The sequence below is a fragment of the Acidobacteriaceae bacterium genome (genome assembly GCA_035944135.1).
Taxonomy (GTDB): domain Bacteria; phylum Acidobacteriota; class Terriglobia; order Terriglobales; family Acidobacteriaceae; genus Granulicella.
Map to the genome: position 1 here is coordinate 747301 of DASZBM010000010.1, position 21458 is coordinate 768758.

15 protein-coding genes are annotated in these 21458 nt (G+C 62.4%); 9 read left to right on the forward strand and 6 right to left on the reverse strand.

The features are described from left to right. Positions 1-3 precede the first annotated feature (3 nt). The 5 genes from VGU25_17550 to VGU25_17570 are packed head-to-tail and all read right to left on the reverse strand — an operon-like array spanning position 4 to position 5507. Positions 4-1473 carry a DUF58 domain-containing protein gene (locus VGU25_17550; GenBank protein ID HEV2579014.1) on the reverse strand — a complete coding sequence of 490 codons (1470 nt, stop codon included), beginning with the start codon at positions 1471-1473 and terminating at the stop codon, positions 4-6. Between the two features lie 2 nt (positions 1474-1475). Then, complete coding sequence (locus tag VGU25_17555; protein ID HEV2579015.1) at positions 1476-2435, reverse strand: MoxR family ATPase; 960 nt, start codon at positions 2433-2435, stop codon at positions 1476-1478. Between the two features lie 36 nt (positions 2436-2471). Beyond that, complete coding sequence (locus VGU25_17560; protein ID HEV2579016.1) at positions 2472-3671, reverse strand: DUF4350 domain-containing protein; 1200 nt, start codon at positions 3669-3671, stop codon at positions 2472-2474. Then, positions 3668-4474, reverse strand: a complete 807-nt coding sequence (locus tag VGU25_17565; protein HEV2579017.1) for a DUF4129 domain-containing protein — start codon at positions 4472-4474, stop codon at positions 3668-3670. The genes VGU25_17560 and VGU25_17565 overlap by 4 nt, the downstream gene beginning before the upstream one ends. Then, positions 4458-5507 (reverse strand): hypothetical protein, encoded by a 1050-nt coding sequence (locus VGU25_17570; protein HEV2579018.1) that lies wholly within the window; start codon positions 5505-5507, stop codon positions 4458-4460. Before VGU25_17570 ends, VGU25_17565 begins: the two co-directional genes overlap by 17 nt. Positions 5508-5856: 349 nt before the next feature. On the opposite strand from VGU25_17570, the gene VGU25_17575 reads away from it, so the two are divergent. The 8 genes from VGU25_17575 (at position 5857) to VGU25_17610 (ending at position 19063) form a co-directional block, all read left to right on the forward strand. Next, the gene (locus VGU25_17575) at positions 5857-9765 is read left to right on the forward strand and encodes an Ig-like domain repeat protein (GenBank protein HEV2579019.1); all 3909 of its coding nucleotides are present in this window, start codon (positions 5857-5859) and stop codon (positions 9763-9765) included. A 21-nt stretch (positions 9766-9786) separates the two neighbouring features. After that, a complete protein-coding gene (locus VGU25_17580; GenBank protein HEV2579020.1) occupies positions 9787-10422 on the forward strand; it encodes a hypothetical protein in 636 nt (211 codons plus the stop codon). A 134-nt stretch (positions 10423-10556) separates the two neighbouring features. After that, entirely contained in the window at positions 10557-12626 is a 2070-nt protein-coding gene (locus VGU25_17585; GenBank protein ID HEV2579021.1) for an ATP-binding protein, read from the forward strand. Between the two features lie 121 nt (positions 12627-12747). Continuing rightward, positions 12748-13194 (forward strand): response regulator, encoded by a 447-nt coding sequence (locus tag VGU25_17590; protein ID HEV2579022.1) that lies wholly within the window; start codon positions 12748-12750, stop codon positions 13192-13194. Between the two features lie 100 nt (positions 13195-13294). Continuing rightward, positions 13295-14992 (forward strand): alpha-amylase family protein, encoded by a 1698-nt coding sequence (locus tag VGU25_17595; GenBank protein ID HEV2579023.1) that lies wholly within the window; start codon positions 13295-13297, stop codon positions 14990-14992. A gap of 208 nt (positions 14993-15200) precedes the next feature. After that, positions 15201-16196: a hypothetical protein gene (locus VGU25_17600; GenBank protein ID HEV2579024.1), complete on the forward strand. Its 996-nt coding sequence runs from the start codon at positions 15201-15203 to the stop codon at positions 16194-16196. Positions 16197-16737: 541 nt separating this feature from the next. Next, on the forward strand, positions 16738-17796 hold the full coding sequence (locus tag VGU25_17605; GenBank protein HEV2579025.1) for an LLM class flavin-dependent oxidoreductase: 1059 nt from the start codon (positions 16738-16740) through the stop codon (positions 17794-17796). Between the two features lie 82 nt (positions 17797-17878). Beyond that, the gene (locus tag VGU25_17610) at positions 17879-19063 is read left to right on the forward strand and encodes a SpoIIE family protein phosphatase (protein ID HEV2579026.1); all 1185 of its coding nucleotides are present in this window, start codon (positions 17879-17881) and stop codon (positions 19061-19063) included. Between the two features lie 60 nt (positions 19064-19123). Here the strand turns inward: VGU25_17610 and VGU25_17615 are convergent, their stop codons facing one another. After that, positions 19124-19759, reverse strand: coding sequence for a PEP-CTERM sorting domain-containing protein (locus tag VGU25_17615; GenBank protein HEV2579027.1), 636 nt, complete (start codon positions 19757-19759; stop codon positions 19124-19126). Positions 19760-19956: 197 nt separating this feature from the next. On the opposite strand from VGU25_17615, the gene VGU25_17620 reads away from it, so the two are divergent. Beyond that, on the forward strand, positions 19957-21456 hold the full coding sequence (locus VGU25_17620) for a hypothetical protein (protein ID HEV2579028.1): 1500 nt from the start codon (positions 19957-19959) through the stop codon (positions 21454-21456). The last annotated feature ends 2 nt before the right edge of the window (positions 21457-21458 follow it).

Consider the following 21458-nt stretch of genomic DNA (forward strand, 5'->3'; position numbering starts at 1 on the left):
AGGCTACAGCAGCCCGCGCGCCTTCACTTCAAGGTACTGGCTCACCGCCCGCGCGCCGACCTCCTCGGCGGTTGTCTCCACGATGAGCACGCCCTGGCGCTCCAGGTGCGCAATCGTCTCTCGGCGTCGCTCGAGCATCTCCTGTGCCGCGGCGGTATGGAACATCTCCTCGCGCGCCTTTGGCACGCGTGCCGCCAGTTCTTCCAGCTCCGGATGCTTCAACAGAACGAGCACCACCAGGTGCCTGCGCACGAGCTCGCTCGCCGCGGTCACCAGTTCCGGTCTTCCCGCTGAGTCCACCAACTCCGTGATCCACACCATCAGCCCGCGCCGGCGCTGCAGCATCTTCAGTCGCGCAACAGCGTTCAGATGATCGGCCTCCGCTGCATCGGCCCTGGTCTGGCTCAGCAGATCGAGCAGTAGCCGCGTGTGCACAACGCCCGCGCCGGGCGGCAGCGCCTGCTTCACCTCGCGACCATACGCCAGCATCGCGAACTTGTCGCCGGATCCGCTGACGACCTGCGCGAGCATCACGGCTGCCGTCGTTGCCTGGTCCAGTTGTGTGACGGTCATCCGATGGGCGCGGTCGCGCTCCATCACCGTTTCGCCAACGAGCTCCGGCCCGCCGCGACGAAGTTGGAACGCGGTGCGTGACAACCTTCCTGCATCGAGCACGACCCACACCTGCTGCGAACGCTCGGCAGTGAACTGCCGAGCCACCAGCTTTCCCCTCCGCGCCGTTGCGGTCCACGAGATGGACCGCATCTCATCGCCTTGCTGAAAGTCGCGCAGGCTTTCAAACTCGCGTCCCGTTCCGCGTAGCTGCAGCTTGCGGCGCTGCAACTCAATCTGCCGCGCGCGCAGCAGGAAGAACGCCGCACGCCCGCGGCTGTCTTCGTGCGCAGGAAACACCCGCACTCTTTGCGCTGCGCCAGATGCGGTGACAGGCTCTGCGGCCGTCCACCGCTCGATCAGCCCAAGAGCTCCGCGATAACGTACATACACTTTCCCGAGCGCAAAATCGCCTCGTTCGCCGGGCCAGATTGTCTGGCTCGAAACAGCCTCCTCGCGAGGGAAGACTTCGATGCGTTGAGCCTCGGGCGATGCGATCAGCGCCGGGTGGAGATCATCCACGACACGGGCGTCGATCACCGCGTCCGCCTCCATGCGGACCGCAATTTCCATACGCGTCGGCTCACCAAGCTGCGGTGAATCCAGGAATCTGCGCATAACGATGAGCGACTCAGGGCGGGGAAGACGCGCAGCGTCCGCGATGCACACAATGAGCAGAAGCATATCCCAGGCGAGCATGAAGCCGATCCGGCGTGGATGCCAGAACGCCGGGATCGCGAGCAGCAGGCCCGCGCAGAACAGGAGGAGCGCTCTCGCGGTCAGGCCGAAGCCCGCCCACCGGCCGATGCGACCCATCGGCTTCGCCGTACCGCTTCCGGGTTCTGGTACCAGTGTCTGCATCGCTACTTTGGAACTGCCGTCGCTGCCAGCACCTCACCCACGACGCGGTCAGCATCGAGCCCCTCCAACTCTGCTTCCGGTCGAAGCACGAGCCGATGCCGCAGCACGGGAATCGCCGCCTCTTTCACGTCGTCGGGTACAACGAAGTCGCGACCTTCGCGTGCAGCCGTTGCCTTCGCCACCAGTAGCAGCGAAGCACTCGCGCGTGGGCTGGCTCCCAGTGCGATCGCCGGCCATTCGCGCGTCCTTCGCACGAGCGCGAGCAGATAATCGAAGATCGCCGGCTCGACACGAACGGCGCGGATCTCACGCCGAGCCTGTGCGAGTATCTGGAACGGCACGGCATCGATCGGCGTATCCGCGAGCCCCGCAGCATCGGTTGACGCGTGATGCCGCTCCAGCACCACGCGCTCGTCTGCAATCTCCGGATACCCAACCTTGATCTTCAGCAGAAAGCGGTCGAGCTGCGCCTCCGGAAGCGGATACGTGCCCTCGAACTCCACCGGATTCTGAGTCGCGAAGACCGTGAAGAAATCATCCAGCGCATGCCGCACGCCGTCCGCCGTCACCTGGCGCTCCTCCATCGACTCAAGCAGTGCCGCCTGCGTTCGCGGTGGCATGCGGTTGATCTCATCCGCCAGCAGAAACTGCGTGAATACCGGCCCCTTGTGGAACGTGAACTCTCCCGTCTTCGGTGAAAAGACGCTTGTGCCCAGGATGTCCGCGGGCATCATGTCGGGCGTTCCCTGGACTCTCCGAAATTCCAGCCCAAGAAAACGCGCCAGCGTCTTCACTGCGAGCGTCTTCGCCACACCGGGCACTCCCTCCACAAGGGCGTGTCCGCCACACAGCATCGTGAGCAGCGCCTGCGCTACAGGCTCCTGCTGCCCGGCGATAATGCGCCCGATCTCCTGTTGGCCGCGTGCAAACAACTCGCTCGCGGTCGCCACTCCGTCGTTCATTCACCTGCTCCTGTCCTTGCAGCTTCCGACCCAAAACTACACCACGCTTGCAACTCCAACGTTCCGCGAGCGTCCACTGCGCGCGGCCGCACGAATCCTCTCCGCATCTTCCGAGAGTGCGCGAGAAATCGCTAGCGCCTCGCGTAGTGTCGGATTTTCCGTTGCTTCTCCACTCGCCTTTTCCAGGTTTTCGCCCACGATCTTCCAGTCTCCGCCGAGCCGCTCCTGCAATGCACTCACAACCGCCTGGCTTCCCTCTGCCAACACGGCCTGAGGCACGCCCGCATCGCGCACGATTGTGCGCAGCAATCTCCGCCGGGCTGCATCCGTTGCTGCAGTCGTTGCACGTGCCTTTTCGTACAGGTCACCCATCGATGTCGCAAACTCTACAGGCGAACTCCGCGGCAGCGCGACGGGCGCGCGGAGCGGTCCATTCCTGCGGCTGAAGCTGAGCACCAGCAGCACCGCAAGCAATGCGACCTGTGCGACCAGCCATCCCAGCGGCAAGCCGCGTGCCGCACTCCACAGTCCTTGCGGCGCGCCATGCAGTGACTCATCCCACACAACCGCCCGCCCATCGCCAACGCTCAACAGCAGGAGCCGCAGGTCTGCGTCGTTCTTCAGTTGCGCGTTCGTCAGCGGGCTCGCAGAACTCCACCAGATTGCTTCGCCGCGCCCCACGTGCATCCGCACCACGACCGCGTCCTCTCCGCAGCGGTGCGCGATCTCCACGTTTTTATTGCCATCCCACGTGCCTCTATCGAACATGGGCACAGGACCCGCAGCCGCAAGCGGTCCATCACCAGGATTAGTGTGGCAGGCGTCGCCGAGGAAGACCGTTGGCGGGCCCGCTTTGCCATCGGGCAAAAGCAAAGCACCCGTGGGTCCTGTCGTCAGCACGTGTCCACCGCGTTCGAGAAACTGCTTAACAGCACTCGCAATCGCGTCATAGTCCGGTGCGCTATAAACCGGGGCCGCCAGCACAAGCGTCGTACGTGACGCATCCACGCTACTAAGCTGATTGATAGACCCTTCAAGGCGCGATGTCGTCCGTCCAATGGCCTGCAATGTCAGGAAGGCTGCCTTTGCTCCTCGCGGCCCGGTGTTATACGTCGTTGGTTGAAAGTCTTCGTCGGCGGTGGCTGGCGCAAGTACGCTCACTGCAACAATCAGCAGCAGAATGATCGCGCCCATCCACAACACAATTTTCTTATCGCTCCACTGTGCGCCGCTCACGCTTGCCCTCCAGCGGGGGCGCCGTGTTGTGGTGAATTCGCCATCAGTCGATCAAAGCTTTCGCGCGCCGCGCCAAACTCCCGCTCATTCGGCTCGCGGTGCCCATACCAACTCTCTTCCAAAGAGTTGGTGAGCGTGCGCAGTTCACGCTGCTCCTCTGATCCTGTCTTCAGCAGACGAACGTACTCGCGCGGAGTGCGCGATTCGTTGTGCCTCCACGCGCGCCGCTGTTCCAGGTGCACGATCGCAGCCCAGTAGAGCGCGTGAATCGCCTCGCGCCAGGCGCCTTTCGATGCTTCGAGCTCAGCCAATTCGCGCCAGTTTTCTGTCTCGCGGTTCCGTGACATCGCCTGCGCAGCCTGCCCACCGAGCGCCACGCGAAGTCTCTGCCGCTGCACCGTCCGCAGCACCCACACCAGAACTCCGACTGCCGCCACAACAAACAGGAGCCACTCCAACACCCGCCCCACCCATGGCGACTGCGTGGTCATCCGGTCCACGCCGAGAAAGAACCGCACAAGGATCTCATTGATCTTCGCCTTGAATCGATCCCACCACGTGGGCTCGGGCCGCTGAAACTCCGCGCGCGCGAGTATCTTCCGCGCGGCAGATTGCGCCCGTGCGAACTCCGCCTGTTGCGGTCCAGTCAGAGGCCGCGTGTTCGCCGCGACCGCATCCTTGTGAACCGGCACGACAAGTGTCTGTGCAATCGCTGCGCCCGCACAACCGCCCAGCATCGCCAGGAGCAGAAGCCCCTGCGCCCAATACAGTGCCTGGTTTCGACGGTTACAGCGCCGCTGCATCGCTCGCCGGCTCGCCTGTCTGCAGGGTCGGTGAAGCGCTGCCGCTCGTCTCGGCGTGAACTCCTCCGTTAAGCATGAGCAGCAGATCGAGTCCATCTTGCCGGACCCGTTGATCGAAGTACACCAGCGTAAGCCCGATCATCATCACCGGCACAACGGCGGAGTACGCAAGGAAGTTCACCAGCAGCATCAAGATCTGCTCCGCGATATGTTTCTCCCCGCGCATCGCGCCGTACATGACCAGCAGAGCCAGCGGCATTTCGATGAACCCCGCAACGATGAACAGGCACCACGTGATCAGGAATACAACGAAGATCCGTCCCTTGGCACCGGCAGCCAAAACTTTGCTGCGCCGCATCGCCGCACGAACCGTCAAGTTCTCCAGGACTGCTGATGGAACTGCCAACGAATTTCGGATAATCGCGATTACACCGTAGACTCCGCCGCCTACGATGCCCAAAAACAACAGGGTGCCTCCGGCGAATGCCCCGGTCATCCCAAATCGCGCGCTCGAGTACGCCAGGAGGAAGATCGCCGGAACTACCAGTAGCAATGGAAGCCAAGCAAAGCTCCACAGCTGCCACAGGGCAATTCCCACAAAGCGCAGCCAGCGCGCGATCACGCCGCGAATCGATCGGCTGATGGTCGCCCGGCGGCCGAGATACACCTCGCTTAGAGCCCATACGGCAGCCGCCTGGGTTACCGCGCCGGCAAGAAAGACCGGCAGAACTCCGATCATGTTTCCCGTCTGCCGCCCGCCAAAGTTGAAATGAAACCCCACTTGTGCGGCGCCCGCAGCCGGAATGTAGCCCTTATAGATAACGAGCACAATCGCATTCACCACCAACTGCACCGCTGCGCTCAATGACCCAATGCCGACGAACAGCCAGAAGTTCGCGCGATAGACCGCGAAGCTGCGGTCCAGGATCTCTCCCAGGCTCAGCGGCCGAAGCATGTACGCCGCCTGCTGACGATGGTCGCCACCAGCAGCCACCTCCGTACTCTGCGACGTCGACCATCCTCCAGAACTCATCCCGTTTTCCTCACCCTGTCCCGCTCGGTCCGTTGCTCTGAAACGCTTTGAAATTTTGCGTTTGCCCGCAAGCATAGCACTGTCTCGCCGGGGTCACTGCCGCTTTCGTTCTGGCGCACCATCCCCCTTCGGGGGAGGGGATTACCTCCGTGGTGCTGCTAAATTAGCCACCTCGGGCAAACCTCGACGCGCAGAGGGCCACGAGGCGGCGCATCATGCGAAGAGCCGCCGGTTTTCCCGGGATTTTTGAAGGAGCGCATCCAGGCGCGAGCTCCTTGAGGGCGATACCTCGCCTTACGTCGCGCCCGCAACCTGGCTTTAGGGCCGCAGGGTGGAGGATCGAATGCACATGCCGCGCGAAGATCGCGCCCACCACTACGGGCTTCCAGGCTCGCCCGCCCGTCAACGCACCCGGCTTCGTTTCTCCCTGCTGCTCCTCGTTCTTCTCGCCTTTGCAGGATTCTCCTCAGACACCTTCGCCCAGTCGCTTTCCCCCGGCGGCCCCGTCGACTTCGGCGGCGTAAACCTCGGCACGACCTCCAGCGTCACCACCCTTACCTTTTTCGTTCCGGCCGGCAGCCCTCCCGTTACCGTCGGTCCCATCATCGCGCTCACTCTCGGCGTTTCGGGCAAGGACTTCGCAGCCTCCACTTCGACCTGCATCGGAACTCTCCCGGCCTCGACGGCCTGCACCATCACCGTCACCTTCACGCCCGCCGTCCTCGGTCTTCGCACAGGCGAACTCCTCGTCGAGGACGGAAGCGGCAACGTTACCAATCGCGTTCCGCTGCGCGGCGCAGGCCTCGGCCCGCAAATGGTGGTCTCCCCCGCCACCGCAGTCGCAATCACCTCGCTCACCGGCATCAGCCCGGCCACCATCAACCCCTCCTCCACGGTTCTCGACGGGGCCGGCAATCTCTACATCGACGACGCCCTGAACGGCCGCATCCTCGAGAGCACCACCTCCGGCAGCGCCACCCTGCTCGGCGCCGTTCCTGCCTCCACTACCTCCGCGCCGTTCTCGTCCATCGCCATCGCCGGCGACGGCACGCTCTACATCTCCTCGCCCAACACCGGCGCGGTCTACAAGATTCCTGTCAGCGGCTCGCCCACAGCCATCTCGACCCCTGGCGTCACGTTGCTCCAGCCCGCCGGCCTCGCGCTCGATGGCTTCGGCTATCTCTACGTCGCCGACGCCGGCGCAAACAAGATCATCCGAATCGACACCGAGAATGGCAACGCGGCCGCCGCGATCACACTTACCGGCCTCAGTACCCCGCTCTCAAGCCCCGAGGGCCTCACTATCGACGACTCCGACAATCTCTACGTCGCCGACGCAAACAACAACCGCATCGTTGAGATCAGTCTTCATTCCTACGCGGCCACCGTGCTGCCGCTCTCCGGCCTTACGCTCTCCGCCCCCGCGGCAGTCGCCGCCAATGCCGCCGGCGGCCTCACCGTCGCGGACACCGGCAACAAGCGCCTCGTCGAGCTCCCGGTTACTGGAGCGCCGTACGCCATCACCCTTCTCGGAGCCACCCTCACCACTCCCGCCGGCGTGATGCTCCTGCCCACCGGCGATCTACTCGTCTCGGACACCGTCGCGGGCCTCGTGCAGGTGACGCGCTCGGCATCCTCGCTCACTTTCGCAACCCCCACGCTCGTCGGCTCCGTCGATACCGCCGACGGCGATCTCGCGCTCAATGTGGAGAACACCGGCACCTATCTCCTGAACGTTGCCGGAAACGACTTCCCCAGCATCAGCAACAACGCCTTCTTCGCCGACACCACCGGCACCTGCCCTAACACAACCAACGGAACCAACGGCACTCAGGTTCTCGTCGGCGAGGCCTGCACGCTCGAGATCGGTTTCAAGCCCACCATTGCAGGCATCAATACCGGCACATTGAACGTCTCCGCCTCCGGCAATGGCAACGTCACCGCGAACGTCAATCTCACGGGCACTGGATATCATGTGCTCGACCACTTCACCGTCGTCATCGCGCCCTCCACGGTCACGCCGGGCCAGGCCACAACCCTCACCATCACAGCCATCAATAACGACGGCACGATCGACACCACCTACACGGGCACGATCAATCTCTCCTGCACCGACCCTGCCTGCAAACTCCCATTTGCTTCCTATACCTTCACCGCCGCCAACAACGGTGTCCTCACTGTTTCGTCCACCGCGGCAAACGCGCTGAACTTCAACACGCTCGGTACCTGGACCGTCACTGTCACCGACACCACCTTCACCCCCGGCCAGACCTACACCGGCACCAGCAATCCGGTTACGGTCATCACCACTCCGGCCGTCTCACTCACAAGCTCCGTCAATCCCGTCAACCTCGGCGCGAACACGACGCTGACTGCAACCGTCAGCTCTGCCTACGGCACGCCCACCGGCACCGTTACCTTCATGGACGGCGGCACAGTCCTCGGCACCGGCACCCTCAACTCCAGCGGCGTCGCCACGCTAACCGTCTCGTTCTCCACCGCGGGAACGCACCCGCTCACCGTCAGCTATCCCGGCGCCGGTTTCTTCCAGGCCGCAAACTCCGCCGTGCTCAATCAGGTCGTTCAGACGTTCGGCACCACGCTCGGACTCACCAGCTCGGTCAACCCGGTCATCATCAACGCGAACACAGTCCTTACCGCAACCGCATCCTCGACCTCGGGCACGCCCACCGGCACCATCACCTTCCTTGACGGCACGACGGTCCTGGGCACCGCCCCGCTGAATGCCAGCGGTGTCGCGACCCTCACGGTTTCGTTCTCTACCACCGGCACGCATCCCATTACGGCGACGTATCCCGCCACCGGCCCCTATCTGGCAGCGACCTCCTCGGTGCTCAACGAAACCGTCCAGACCCTCACCACCACCGTCGGTCTCACAAGCTCCGTCAACCCGGTCATCGTCAACGCGAACACCGTCCTCAGCGCAACCGTATCCTCGACCTCGGGCACGCCAACTGGCACCATCACCTTCCTCGACGGCACGACGGTCCTGGGCACCGCACCGCTGAATGCAAGCGGCGTTGCGACCCTCACGGTTTCGTTCTCCACCTCCGGCACGCATCCCATCACGGCGACTTATCCGGCCACCAGCCCGTATCAGGCAGCGACCTCATCGGTACTCAACGAGACCGTTCAGACCCTCACCACCACCGTCGGTCTCACCAGCTCCGTCAACCCGGTGAACGTCAACTCGAACACCGTCCTCACCGCAACCGCGAGCTCGACCACTGGCACACCCACCGGCGCCATCACCTTCCTCGATGGCACCACTGTCCTCGGCACGGCCCCGCTGAACGCGAGCGGCGTCGCCACGCTAACCGCCTCGTTCGCTGCGCCCGGCACCCACCCGCTCACGGCAAGCTACGCGGGTACCAGCCCCTACGGTGCCGCGACATCGGCAGTTGTCAACGAGAACGTACAGAACTTCTCGACCACTGCAGCGCTGACCAGTTCCGTCAATCCAGTTCTCATCTCCAGCTCCACGGCGCTTACCGCCACGATCTCCTCCTCGGCCGGCACGCCGACCGGCACCGTCACCTTCTACGACGGCACGAAAGCCATTGGCACCGCCACGCTGAACACCAGCGGCGCCGCGACCCTCAACGTCACCTTCTCGACCAACGGCCAGCACATCCTCACCGCCAGCTACGCCGGCAACGGTCTCTATCAACCCATCACGACCACGCCCCTCACGCAGGTCGTTGAGGACTTCTCGTTAGCGTTGGCAACCGGCTCACAGAATTCCGCGACGATCATCCTCGGCGCCAGCACGCAGTACAACCTGGTCGTCTCGCCCATCGGCGCCAACTCACTCGCAGCTCCCGTTGCTCTTAGCGTGACCGGCCTCCCGAGCGGTGGCTCCGGCACCTTCAACCCCAGCAGCGTCGCTGGCGGTGCAGGAATCACTCCCGTCGTCCTCACCGTCACCGCTCCTCCGCTTACGGGTTCGCTGCGGCGGCCTGTGAACCCCGCAAGCCCCTCGTTGCGGCACGAAGCCCCAGCCTTCGTTGCGTTCCTGCTGCTGCCCACCGGCTTCCTCCTCCGCCGCCGTCGTACTGTCATCCGGCTGCTCCTCATCTTCGTTGGGCTCGCAGCCGTCAGCACTGGCCTCAGCGGCTGTCTGCAGGACCAGGCCACCGGCTACTACGGCAATGACCCCCAAACCTACACGGTCACCGTAACCGGAACCGCCGGCACACTCACCCACACCGTGCAGGTCACCCTCACTGTCGACTAAGCTTAGGAGACCGTCTTAGCAATGCACCTGCGACTCACCCGAACCAGCCGACACACCCGCAGCCTTCATCGCGGTCTCGTGTTGCTGGCCGGGATCTTCGCGCTTGCACTGTTTGCTCCCCGCGCCCACGCGCAGGCCAGCGGCGACTTCAGCATGATGTACATCGAGGACGCCGCCCGCTTTGTCGGCAACCAGCCCTCCACCTTCTTCTATCTTCGCGGCGCTTCCACTGAAATCGCATACGCCCCCTGGAAGGGAATCGGCTTCGTTGCCGGCGGCACCGGAAACGCGGGCACCAACCTTCGCAGTGTCGTAGACATCCACACGATTACCTTCTTCGTCGGGCCGCGCTACACCTACAACATCGGCCACATCAGCCCAACAGCGTGGAACCGCAAAGGCTCGATCTACGTCCAGGGGAAGGTCGGCTACGCCTTCGCTACTTCAGGTCAGTATCCCGTCAAGGGTGTCCTCACCAACAACGCCTCCTCGCTCGATATGGAGGCTGGTGGAGGCGTGAACCTGCACATCTACCACCGCTTCGACTTCCGCGTGGTCGAAGTGGACGTCGTTCACACGCGCCTGCCTGACGGTGCCGACAACATCCAGAACAGTCTCCGGGTCGCCACAGGCATTAACTTCCACATCGGCTACTAGCCGCCGCTGAATCGCTCCGCCACATCATCGCTGGCCACTGGCTCTCGTTTTCGTCACAGCAAACTGCCTTTTACCGCTCGCCCGCCCGTGTTCGCGGTTCGTTTAAACTCGATCTTGTACGGCACCGAATCGCCATGACGGATCAGATCCCATCAGCACGAGGCGATTCATCCTCGTCTTCGCAGGCCGCTGAGCACCTCCGCCTGCTCGTTGAGACCGGCCTTCTCCTCGGCCGGGAGGAGTCCCTTGAACATATCGTTCAGGCCGCTCTTGACGCCGGTCTGAAGCTCTGCGGCGCCTCCTTCGGAGCCTTCTTCTACAACAGCATCGGCGATGACGGCAGCCCTTATCAGCTCTACAAAGTCTCCGGCGTAGACCCTTCCGCCTTCTCCCGCTTTCCAATGCCGCGGCCGACCGCGGTCTTTGCCGAAACCATGGTGCACGGCAGAATCCTCCGCTCTGGCGACATCACCCACGACCCCAGATACGGACACAACGAGCCATTCCGCGGCATGCCGCCCGGACACCTTCCCGTCCGCAGCTATCTCTCCGTTCCGATCATGGGACGCTCCGGCGAGATCCTCGGCTCGATGTTCTACGGCCACCCGGAACCGAACGTCTTCACCATCGAGAGCGAGTCCCTGGTAGCCACCGTCGCCGCACAAGCCGCCGTCGCAATCGAGAACGCCCGCCTCCACGAGAATCTGACCACCGAAATCGCAATCGCCGACGCTGCCCGCCAGCTCCAGCGCGAAACCTCCGAGCGCCTCGAGCAGGTCTTCGATGCCATGGCCGACGGCGTCGCGCTCATGAATCGCGACTGGGTCTTCACCTATCTGAACCGCGCCGGGCTGGCCATCATCGGCCGCGATCTTCCCGTCGTCGGTCGCAGCTACACCGAAGTCTTTCCTGGCTCCGCCGGAGAAGCCTTCCGCGCCCGCTATGCCGAAGCGATGGACGGCCGGCATGTCGAGTTCGTCGACTACTACGCTCCCCTCGATCTCTGGGTCTCCCTCCGCGTCTTTCCCACGCCCGAAGGCATCGCCATCTTCTTTCAGGACGTCACCCAGCAACGCCGCGCCGAGCTCGCTCTCGCCGAATCCACGCGCCGCCTCCGTCAGGCTCTCGACGCCGGCGCCCTCGGCACCTGGACTTGGGACGTCGCCACCGACTCGCTCGACCTCGACGAACGCGCTGCCGAGTTGCTCTTCTCCCAGCCGCACACCCCCATCCGCCGCTCTGAGCTCCGCCGCCGCATCGTCCATTCCGACGACCTGCCCAACACCCCGACGAATCTCCGCGAGGCGGTCCTTAATGGCGGCGTCTATAGCAACGAATATCGAGCCGAAGGCCCGGACAAGACTCAGCGCTGGATCGCCGCACGCGGCCTCGCCACCTTCAATGGGGCGCAGGAGTTCACCGGCATGATCGGCACCGTGCAGGACGTCACCGGCCGCAAAACCCAGGAAGCCACTCTCCGCCAATCCGAGAAGCTTGCTGCTACCGGCCGCCTTGCCGCCACCATTGCGCATGAGATCAACAACCCCCTTGAGGCCGTCACCAACCTCATCTACATCTGCAAAACCGACCCCACCGTTCCCGGGCCCATCCAGCGGCTGCTCGAGAGTGCCGACGACGAGCTGGCCCGCGTCACCCAGATCGCGCAGCAGACTCTCGGCTTCTATCGCGACACCACCCGCCCCGGCCAAATCGATTTCAGTGCCTTGCTACACGGCATCGTCGAGCTCTTTTCCCGAAAGCTCCACTTCAAACGCCTCGCCTGTCGCACCTACATCCAACCCGGCCTCCGCCTCTATGGCCTTCAGGGAGAGATCCGCCAGGTCTTCTCCAATCTGCTCGTCAATGCCATCGACGCCTCTGAAGACACTGAGCTCGTCATCCGCGCCCGCGCAGGCGTAGCTGGCGACCGCCCCGGCGTCTCCTGTGTCATTGCCGATCGCGGCATCGGCATCCCACCCGCCGTGCGCGAGCGGCTCTTTTCCCCATTTATCACATCCAAACATTCGCTCGGCACCGGCCTCGGCCTCTGGGTCACTCGCGGCATCATCGAGAAGCACGGCGGCTCGATAGCCTACCGCACCCGCACCGACCCGCCCACCGGAACCGTCTTCCGCGTCTTTCTCCCTTCCGAAGTACCTAACCCCGACGTTTTCAACTCCCCTCTTCAGCAATTTCTCCAGTAGACTTTCATCAAGAATCGCTTTACTCTTCACGCACCATCGCAGCAAGTCGGAAAACGTATGTTCGCCGGAGCCCCCAGAAAATTCGCGCCCTTTAGGCTTTCCTCGGTCCAGGACCCCCGTGATGAATCCATTTCTGCTCAGCAGTCGCTCTGCGAACGATCGCTTTGAACCCTCTGCTTCGCCTGACGGCGAGGCTCAGAAACACATCCCGGCGCCAAGAATTTTGGTTGTGGATGACGAAAAAGTCATTGCGGACACAATCGTCCAGATTCTGAACCGCAACGGCTTCATCGCCGAGCCCGCGTACGGCGGCCAGGAGGCCATCGACCGGGCGAAGCGCCACTGCCCGGACCTCGTCCTCTCTGACGTCCTCATGCCCAAGGTCGATGGCGTGGAAGCGGCCATCGAAATTCGCAAGCACTGTCCCGAAACGCGCATCGTCCTGTTCAGTGGACAGTCCGCGACTGTAGAGATCCTCGCGCGTGCCCGCGAGCGTGGCCACAGCTTCGAGCTCCTACCCAAACCCATCCATCCCACCGAGCTCATCAAGCACCTGCGCGAAATGTAATCGCGCTTTTGCCTTTGCTTTTCTTTCTGTGATCCCCGAGGGGGATCTGCTTTTTGTTTTTCTCCTATCAGCCCGCTACGTTGCATCCCATCCAGAGAGCATGATTAACGACCTCTGGTACAAGAACGCAGTCCTCTACTGTCTGCACGTCGGCTCCTTCATGGACACAACCGGCGACGGCACCGGCGACTTCCGCGGCCTCATGCGACGCCTCGACTACCTCCAGGGCCTCGGCGTCACCGCCATCTGGCTCATGCCCTTCCAGCCCTCGCCCATGCGCGACGACGGCTACGACGTTGCCGACTACTACAACGTCGACCCGCGCTTCGGCACCCTCGGCGATTTCGTAGACTTCACCCACGCCTGCGATCAGCGCGGCATGCGCGTGCTCATCGACCTCGTCGTCAACCACACCTCCGACCAGCACCCCTGGTTTCAATCCGCCCGCAGCAGCCCCGACTCGCCCTTCCGCGACTGGTACGTCTGGTCGAAGAAGAAGCCGCGCGACGCAGCCAGTGGTGTCGTCTTCCCCGGCGTGCAAAAAACCACCTGGAGCTTCGACGAGAGAGCGCGCCAGTACTACTTCCACCGCTTCTACGAATTCCAGCCCGACCTCAACACCTCTAATCCCGAAGTCCAGGCCGAGATCCTCAAGATCATGGGCTTCTGGATGCAGCTCGGCGTCTCCGGCTTCCGCATGGACGCCGTCCCCTTCGTCATCGCCGAAAAAGGCGCTGGCATCACCAAGCCCGTCGAGCAGTACGACATGCTCCGCACCTTCGCCGAGTTCATCTCCTGGCGAAAAGGCTCCGCCATTGTCCTCGCCGAAGCCAACGTTCTCCCCGACACCGACATGGAATACTTCGGCGACGAAGGCGAACGCCTGCAGATGATGTTCAACTTCCAGGTCAACCAGCACCTCTTCTACGCGCTCGCGACTACGGACACAAAGCCACTCATCCAGAGCCTCATCTCCACATCAAAACGCCCTGCCACCGCACAGTGGGGACAGTTCCTCCGCAATCACGACGAGCTCGATCTCGGCCGCCTCAAGCCCGCACAACGACAGGCCTGCTTCGCCGCCTTCGGCCCTGACAAGGACATGCAGCTTTACAAACGCGGAATCCGCCGCCGTCTCGCGCCCATGCTGCGCGGCGACCGCCGCCGCCTCGAGATGGCCTACTCGCTCATGCTCTCGCTGCCCGGCACGCCCGTCATCCGCTACGGCGACGAAATCGGCATGGGCGACGACCTCTCGCTCCCCGAGCGCAACGCCTGCCGCACCCCGATGCAGTGGTCGCGCGACCCCAACGGCGGCTTCACCACCAACCCGCACCCGAAGAACCCCGTCATCACCGGCGGAACCTACGGCTTCGAGCACATCAACGTCGCCGACCAGCGCCGCGATCCCAACTCCTTCATGAATTGGATGGAGCGCATGATCCGCACGCGCAAAGAAACACCCGAGATCGGCTGGGGGGAATTCACCGTCATCCCCTCACGCCGTGACGACGTACTGATCCTCCGCTACACCTGGCAGGAAAACTCCGTCATCGTCATCCACAACTTCTGCGCCGATCCCGTCGAGCTCCGCTTCCGCTCCTCCGCCGGGCCCACGCGCAACAGGGCAGGGAAGCGCGCAGTGCAACAGCTTGACCTCTATCTCACCAACATCATCTCCAACGACCACAGCAAAGCAGACTCTGCCGGCCGCCATCTCATCCTGCTTGAGCCCTATGGCTACCGCTGGTTCCGGGCCGGTGGGCAGGATGATCTCCTCCACCGCACCACAGCCTGATTTGTGCGATGATCGAAATCCCGCCGGTTGAAATCCACAGAAATCATCGTTTTCGCACAGCGATTTTCCGGAAAACGGATTGTTCCACGTGGAACACCCTTGTTCCACGCCACCGATCCACTCCCTCTTCCCCTTACGTCGAAGCTTTTTCCCGAGCCGCCACGAATCCGCCTGCCAGTTCCGGTTGTCTTATCCTTGAACAGACGCCATGCCGAATCCACTCCCGATCGCCATTTACTACGAGCAGCCCCACTGGTTCAAACCGCTCTTCGCCGAGCTCGACCGCCGCGGCACGCCATACATCAAGCTCTTCGCGCCCGAGCACTCCTGGTCACCCGCCGACCACCCCGAAGAAAAGTACTCGCTCGTCTTCAATCGCATGTCGCCCTCGGCCTGGAACCGCTCCAACGGCGACCAGATCTTCTACACACTCGGCTTCCTCGAGCACCTCAAATCCCGCGGCGTCAAAGTCATTAACGGCTTCAAGGCCTTCCAGTCCGAGCTCTCCAAAGCCGGCCAGCTCGTTCTCGCCGATTCACTCGGCCTCCCCTACCCGAAGGCCCTCGTCATCCACCGCCCCGAACAAGCCCTCGCCGCCACCGAAGGCCTGCGCTGGCCGATAGTAGTCAAGCCGAACATCGGCGGCTCTGGCGCCGGCGTCAAGCGTTTCGACGGCGCCTCGCAGCTTCGTCACGCCCTCTCCGAGCCCGCCGGTTCTCCCGACGCTCTCCAGTTCGGTCTCGATTCCACCGCGCTTGTCCAGGAGTTCATCCCCGCGCAGGACGCCCACATCGTTCGCGTCGAAGTCCTCAACGGCAAATACCTCTACGCCATCAAGGTCCACATCACCGGAGAGACCTTCGATCTCTGCCCCGCCGACATCTGCCGGACAACAACGGGGACAGATTTGAATCGTGCAGCTTGCGCGATAGACGCTCCCAAAACCGGCATCACCGTCGAGGCCTTCACCCCGCCCGCAGAGGTCATTCGCGACGTCGAGCTCCTTATGCAGCATTCGGGCATCGACATTGGCGGCGTCGAGTACATCACCGACAGCCGTGACGGCCAGCGCTATTACTACGACATCAACGCGCTCTCCAATTTCGTCGCCGACGGCCCCCGCGTCATCGGCTTCGATCCCTTCGCCAAACTCGTCGACTGGCTCGAAGCTGAAGCAGGCATCACCTCAGGAGTTCCCGCCTAGCCACGGAGTGACGGCCAGCCATCCGCGCCGCAGCACGATCCCCGTTCCGAGCGGGTTCATGCGCCGCGTAGCCGGGGGGCGGCTCTCTAGCTGGGAATGTCGGTCCTGACCGGCGCTGGCCATTGCGCGGGATTCTGCGCGGATTCGTAGCCGTTTTTGAATCCAGTCCGGAAGGCGAAATAATAAGCGATTGCGATCAGCAAGCCCGCAATAATCCCTGCAACAAAACCCAAAGTGAACATTTACTCCCCATGGCTTTCGAACTCAGCGTGAACGCATCTCCGTCCCGCAGGCTACAGTTTCTGCAGCAAAACTGCTAAGTCGTATCGAGACTTTCTGGGGACGCCACGTAAATATATCGGTTGTGGGGCCTCGGATCAAGGTGAAAAATTTGCAAAATCAGGTGAATTTTCATTTCACGCAAGACTTCTAGGCTGCCCCTACTTTCGTTCCAGCTCTTCGGGCTGAAGTCATAAGGTGGTATTCCCGGCGAAAGTCACAATTTGGACGGCTGACACGGATTCGCGGATACTAAGCCCAAATGCGCTACGGCTTCTGGCTCCCCGTTTTCGGCGGTTGGCTCCGCAACATCGACGACGAACAAATGCCCGCCACCTGGGACTACGTGCGCGACCTCTGCGCGCGCGCTGAGGCTCTGGGCTACGACCTCACCCTCATCGCCGAGCTCAACCTGAATGACATCAAGGGCGTCGAAGCCGACTCGCTCGACGCGATGACCACCACCGCCGCGCTCGCCGCCGTCACCCGCAAGCTGGAGCTGATGGTCGCAGTCCGGCCAACGTTCCACAATCCCGCGCTGCTCGCCAAGCAGGCCGCCAACATCGATCGCATCAGCGGCGGCCGTCTCACCCTGAATGTCGTCAGCTCCTGGTGGCGCGACGAAGCCACCAAGTACGGCATCCCCTTTGACGAGCACGACGATCGCTACGCGCGCACCTCAGAGTGGCTGGATGTCCTCTCCGGTTGCTGGGCCGAACAGGGAACTACATTTTCCGGCCGCTTCTACGATGTTAAGGACAACATCCTCGCGCCGAAGCCCATGCCGCGCCGCACCTACTCGCGCGCCCCCGAGGGTCTCACTCGCCCGACACTTTACGCGGGCGGAGAATCCGAAACAGCCAAGAACCTCATCGCCGCCAAGTGCGACGCTTACCTCATGCACGGCGACGACCCCAACACCATTGCCGCGAAAGTCGCCGACATGAAGCAACGCCGCGCACAGCATCCGCAGCTTCCGCCGCTCATCTTCGGCGTCACGGGCTACTGCATCGTCCGCGACTCCGAGGCTGAAGCCAACAGGGAAGTGGAGCGCATCACCTCGCAGCCCGATCCCGCGCAATCCCCCGCGGGTTTCGCCAACTTTCAGCAGTGGATCACGGGATCGCAACTCGAAAAGAAGCTTTCGCTGCGCGACTACTCCGTCTCCAACCGTGGCCTCTACTCCGGCCTCATCGGAACGCCCGAGCACGTTCGGCAGCGTCTCGCGGACTTCGAAGGCGCTGGGTGCTCGCTCGTACTCCTGCAAAGCTCTCCGCAGCACGACGAAATGGCCCGCTTCGCTCGCCAGGTCATGGACTGAAATCTCTCGCCACTTCTCCCCTGGAGAATTTTGAGACTACTCATCGACTGAATTTCGCCGTCTTCTGATAGCCTTCGGCGCAATGGCCTCGCAGAGCAGACCGTGGTACCTGCGTCGCATCTCGCGCTGGGCGCACTTCAGCGCCATGCCACTCAGCCGGCTATGGATGGTGCTCCTAGCGGCCGCTCTTCTATTTTCCATTTTTGGTTTCTATATCGACCTGATCAATCACGGCGTATTGCCCTACAGCGTCACTATCGTTGTCGCTGCGATGAGCGGCCTGAACGCGGTCCTCTGGATCCTGACCGTTGCGCGTCTGCCGGCTGTCTTTCTTGTGGCAATGGGCGTTCTTCAGTTCTTCATCGGAACCATCAGCACGAACGTCTCCAACTGGATGGTGCAATCGTTCCATCTCCAACCTGTGCAGCCCGAGCAGGGAATTCACTTCGCTGCAACCTGCATCCTCGTCGCGACGATCACGTCCTACTTCTTCTTCACCATCTTTATCCGCACGGAAGGCAAGCGCTCGCTCATCCTCCAAAACGAGCTCGAACTGGCCCACAGCATCCAGCGAACCCTCGTCCCCACTCTGGAAATTCGCACGCCATGCTTCGAACTCTACGGAATCTCCCGGCCCAGTGAGAAGGTAGGCGGAGATCTCGTTGACGCGGTATCGCTAGCAAACGGTGATCTCATCGCGTTTCTCGCTGACATCACCGGGCACGGTCTGGCCGCCAGTATCCTCATGGGTCGTGTGAAGACCGCAGCCCGCACCGCACTTCTTGACGCCGGCGAGCGCGAGCCTCAGGAGACAATCCCGCTGTTACTGGACCGGCTCAACACAGTTCTGCCGCAAGTGAAAGAATCCCAGCTCTACGCCACCTTCACTGGCTTCCGCCTCTGCGCCAACGGCAGCGTCTTCTGCGCGCTTGCCGCCAGCCCTCCAGTGGTCCAATGGCATGCGTCCGCACAATCCATCTCGTATTGTCAGGAGCCGCAGTTTCCCGTCGGCCTTTTTCCCGCGTCTCAATTCGACGGCTTCTCTGTCGACGCTTCAACGGGCGATCTCTTTGTCGTCGCTACCGATGGAATCCTCGAGGTCGCTGACAGGAGCGGAGAAGAGTTTGGCCTGGAACGCCTCAATGAGGTGGTCGCGTCCGGAGCGCGCGATCCGCTACCGCAACTCGCCACCAGGATCCTTAGTGAGGCACGGAGCTTCGGCCGCCAACTCGATGACCAGACAATCCTGCTCGTACGCCGCCTCTGAGCCGCAAGCAAAAACAAACCTCGCACATGGCGAGGTCTGTTTGGTCAAGCTGTCCCCTTGTTAGCTGCGGATAAAGCGACGACGCACCATCCCCGCCGCGCCCAGAATGCCCGTGCCCAGCAGCATCAGGCTGGAAGGTTCCGGCGTAGCGGCAACCGTAGCGGGAACTACGTGTACATCGCTCAGCAGTAAGGTTCCGTCCGCATCGCCCGGAGTGGTCGACAAAAATTCGAGCGTCTCCGAGGTCGCCCCCGCAATGAAGTCCTCGCTGACCGAGGAAAACATGTTGGGATTTCCAACCGACATCACAGGTGTAGGGCCGGAAAGTGTTGCTCCGCCCACCAAGACTGTCAGCGACGGCGTCGCATTGCAGCAGTTGTCGCCGGTCAGGTCGCGTGAGTTGTCCAGGAAGCTCAGCGTGTAGGTCTGACCTGGAGTCAGTCCGCCGAGCGTGGTCGTGAAGGAGCCATCTTGCTGGATAAACCCAACAGTAGTATCGCCGGCCGGAAGCGTGCCGTTGTTCCACTGGAGGTTAGTGTTGTAAGTCAGAGAGCCCGTTTCGGGCGTTCCTGTCCAACCCGGAACAACACCGTACCCTTCAGTCGCCGGACTGAAATTAGGATTCGTGACGTCGGCCTGTGCCGCCAGCCCTAAACCCGCAAACATAAGTACTGCCGCAAAGACCCGTAACCGCATGTGTCCCCCCTTGAGAAACCTTGCACGACTAATCCTGCACGACTGTCCGTTTTGAGACAATCAAAATCGAGTTGGGTTGCCACACAACCGGAAGTAACAATGGTTTTCGTCTGCCGTTACCTTGGTGACCCAATGTTCAGTTACGAATAAGCGCTCGATTTTACTTCACAAGGTAACTGCCCTAACCTGAATTGCATATGTCGGGTTACTTTCGCTCGAGCCGCCGCCGTTTTCTCCGCACCAGCGCCACAGCCTCAGCGCTCGCTCTGCCTGCAGTTCGGGCTTTCGCACAGGCCGGCGCACCCGCGACGGTGACCATTCACCCCGAACAGCCCGGTCCGACACTCCCGCCAAACTACATCGGCCTCTCTTACGAGATCGAGCAGCTCTCCGATCCTTCCTTTTTCTCCGCGGCAAATACCGGCCTGATCGAGCAGTTCCGCGCGCTCTCCCCCAACGGCGTCCTCCGTCTCGGCGGCAATACATCGGACGTTGGCTGGTGGAAGCCCACGCCCGACAGCAAGCAGCCGCCGCTGCCACCGAATGTCGTGCTGCAAACTCCTGAGGGCGAGCGCTCGCCCATGGACCTCGCCTACGCCGTCACACCCGAGGCCGTCCGCAACCTCCGCAGTTTTCTCGATGCCACCGGTTGGACCTGTCTTTATGGCATCAATCTCGGCTCGAGCACACCCGCACGCGCAGCCGACGAAGCCGAATTCGTCCACAAGGCCCTCGGCCCGAAGGTCGAGTACTTCCAGGTCGGCAACGAAGCCGACGGATTCGGCAGCCGCTTCCGTGACAAGAAAACCTGGGACGCCAACGCCTACTTCAACGATTGGCTCGCCTCGGCCAATGCCATCCGTGCTCGCGTTCCATCTGCACGCTTCGGTATGCCGGATGTCGCCAGCAAAGTATCGTGGTTCCCCACGATCGCCGATCGTCTTTCCGCGCTGAAAGACCGGCCTGACGTCGTCGCCCTCACGCATCACTATTACTTCACCGGCCCACCGTCGAACCCGAAGGCAAACATCAACGATCTCCTTCACCCTGACCCGCGCGTCGCTCGCGATGCAGCTATTGCACGCGCCGCCGCCCAGAAGCTTGGCACACACTATCGCATGACGGAAGGGAACAGCTGTTATCGCGGCGGCAAGCCCGGTTTCTCTGACGTCTTCGCCGCAACGCTGTGGTCGGCTGACTACTGTCTCCTACTCGCCTCGCTCGGCTACTCCGGCGTGAATCTGCATGGAGGCAGCGCCAGGCAGGTCGCCAACTCGCTCGGCGGCAGACTTCCTGGCGACGCCCTCATCTCGAATCCGAATGAGGTCCATCCGCGGCCCTTCTATACGCCTATTGCCGACATCAACGGCCAATACGTAGCCGAACCCACCTTCTACGGTCTCCGTTTCGCCAGCTACCTCGCCGGAGGCACAATGCTTCCGCTCAGCTTTTCGCCCGGCGCGGTGAACGCAACCGCCTACGCCGCGAAGCTCCCCACCGGCCAGACGGTGGTCGCGATAATTAACAAGGACGCCGACCATCCGCTTCACATCGACCTTGCCGGCTACAGCGTCGGCCGCACTCTCACGGCGCAATCGCTCACATCGCGCACTGTAGAAGACCGCGAAGCCGCAGGCAATCGCGAAGCCTCAACCGTTCCTCCTGCAACCGCGATGCTTCTCTACAGCTCCCGCTGATT